Source organism: Mesotoga sp. HF07.pep.5.2.highcov (assembly GCF_003666285.1).
In the GTDB taxonomy this organism is placed as follows: Bacteria; Thermotogota; Thermotogae; order Petrotogales; family Kosmotogaceae; genus Mesotoga; species Mesotoga prima.
On the sequence record NZ_JFHJ01000339.1, the window covers coordinates 1 to 1,991 of the forward strand.

At 44.7% G+C, this 1,991-nt stretch carries 3 protein-coding genes; all 3 read right to left on the reverse strand.

All coding sequences use genetic code 11. From position 1 onward, the window contains the following. Window positions 1-764, reverse strand: a 764-nt coding sequence (locus BG32_RS07415; RefSeq protein WP_259459593.1) for a histidine kinase dimerization/phospho-acceptor domain-containing protein, incomplete at its 3' end; no start/stop codon positions are given. Continuing rightward, window positions 692-1,168 (reverse strand): hypothetical protein, encoded by a 477-nt coding sequence (locus tag BG32_RS16440; protein ID WP_259459594.1) that lies wholly within the window; start codon window positions 1,166-1,168, stop codon window positions 692-694. The genes BG32_RS16440 and BG32_RS07415, both read right to left, overlap by 73 nt. A 4-nt stretch (window positions 1,169-1,172) precedes the next feature. Continuing rightward, complete coding sequence (locus BG32_RS07420) at window positions 1,173-1,838, reverse strand: response regulator transcription factor (RefSeq protein ID WP_039882337.1); 666 nt, start codon at window positions 1,836-1,838, stop codon at window positions 1,173-1,175. Window positions 1,839-1,991 lie beyond the last annotated feature (153 nt).

Consider the following 1,991-nt stretch of genomic DNA (forward strand, 5'->3'; position numbering starts at 1 on the left):
TTATCTTCAACGATTATCTCGATCCTCTCTTTAGATTCACTAAGTTTTGCCGCAATTCTTATCTTGCCGTTTTCAGGCGTGTACTTTATTGCGTTGTCCACAAGATTGAACACAGCTCTCGACAGATGCTTTCGATCACCTGCTATCTCTAGGTTCTCCTGTAAGTCGGTTTCGATCTCGATATTCTTTTCCTTCGCGAGAACCATCATCGTTTCCAGAACCTCCCAGATTAGAGCGCTCACAGAAAAGACCGCAAATTCCCTTTTCGGAAGAGTATTCTCCAGCCTTGTAATAATTAGCAGATCGTCTATTACGCTGCTCAACCTCTCTATTTCGTTCTGAATCTGCAAAAGAGCACTTACATATTCCTCGGAACTGCGATCTCTATGAAGCGTAACATCCACTATGCTTCTGATTGCCGTTAGCGGTGTCCTGAGCTCGTGAGCGGCGTCAGATGTAAATTGTCTCTGTTTCTTCACAGATTCCTCGAGCCTTTCGAGCATTCCGTCGAATGTACTGGCGAGATGACCCAGTTCATCATCCGGGAGGGTGAGATTCAACCTCTTATTGAGCTTTTCAACACTGATTTCCTCTGCGAGAAGCGTGATTCTTTCAACGGGTTCCAGTGATTTCTTCGCCAAATAGAAGCCCCCAACTACTGCAAGAATGATTATTGTAGGGCCAATCAACATCATGAGCTTGATAAACGAAACAGTGCAACCCTGACGCTTGAAAGAGATTCGCCCACTTGTATCCATCCCCATTGACCTATCTGCAGGGTGAAGATTCTCCAAACTCCAACGGAGGTCGAAACGCTTGAAAACTCTTTGTCAGTCAAATCTATCGAGGCTTTCAGTATTCCAAACGGTCCAAAACCCTCTACTATGCTTCCAGAATTGTCCATGAGTCTTACGGCAAAACCCTCTGCCAGAAGCCTGTTGGTTAGCGAATCCATTTCGACCGTCTTTTTGAATACTGGATAGTTCTGAACAATCTCTATGTTCGCCAATAGCTGTGAAGAGACAATTCTCAGCGAAGAATCTGTTTCGCTGTGCAGTTGAGCACTCAAAATCATGTAGATGAGAATGCTGAAAGCAAATAAAATCACACCAAGAAAGAGAACATACCAGAGGGTTAACTTTATCCGTATCGGAAGTAGTTTCTTCATTCTATCAACCTAGCTTGTAACCGAATCCTCTCACAGTATTGATGAGTTTCGTAGGGAACGGGTCGTCTATCTTCTTTCTCAAATACCTGATGTAGACATCTACTACATTAGAATCACTGAAGAAGTCCTGATCCCAGACGCTTTCAGCAATCTGAGTTCTGCTCAACACCTGATGTGCATTCCTCGCCAAATGCTCCAAAAGGCGATACTCTTTTGGCGAAAGTTCTATCTCCTTGTCGCCACGCTTGACGGTATGAGAAACGGTATCTATAGACAGATCGCTAACTCTCAGGACCCTGTCGAAACTTTCTCGGGGTCTCCTGAGCAACGCGTTCACTCTCGCAAGAAGCTCCTTGAAGGCAAAGGGTTTCACAAGATAGTCGTCCGCCCCAGTGTTTAGTCCCTTTACTCTTTCATCTACGGAGTCAAGAGCCGTGAGCATAAGGACCGGAGTGTGGTTGCCGCTGGCTCTAAGTTCGCTGCAAACTTCAAACCCGTTTTTAATAGGCAAGAGAACATCCAGTATAATTACGTCATACGGATTGGATGACGATAGTCGTATCGCTTCATTTCCATCCTTTGCGGAGTCAACTACGAATCCCTCTTCTCTCAAACCCTTTTGGAGAAAAGCAGATATCGTCTCTTCATCTTCGACAATCAAGATTCTCAGAACTACACCTCCAGAAATCAAAAAACCGGAGGGGAGACCCTCCGGTCAATTCTAGCATCCCAAATCAGTATCTTGGATCTATATCAGTAAATCCAGTCAGTCTCCACTCCTTCAGGGACATTTTCCTTCATGTAATCTGAAAGCTGTAATAGC

What these genes read in the sequence shown, in the direction of transcription:
- BG32_RS16440 (WP_259459594.1), bottom strand. Translation starts at nt 1,168, where the DNA reads ATGAAGAAACTACTTCCGATACGGATAAAGTTAACCCTCTGGTATGTT.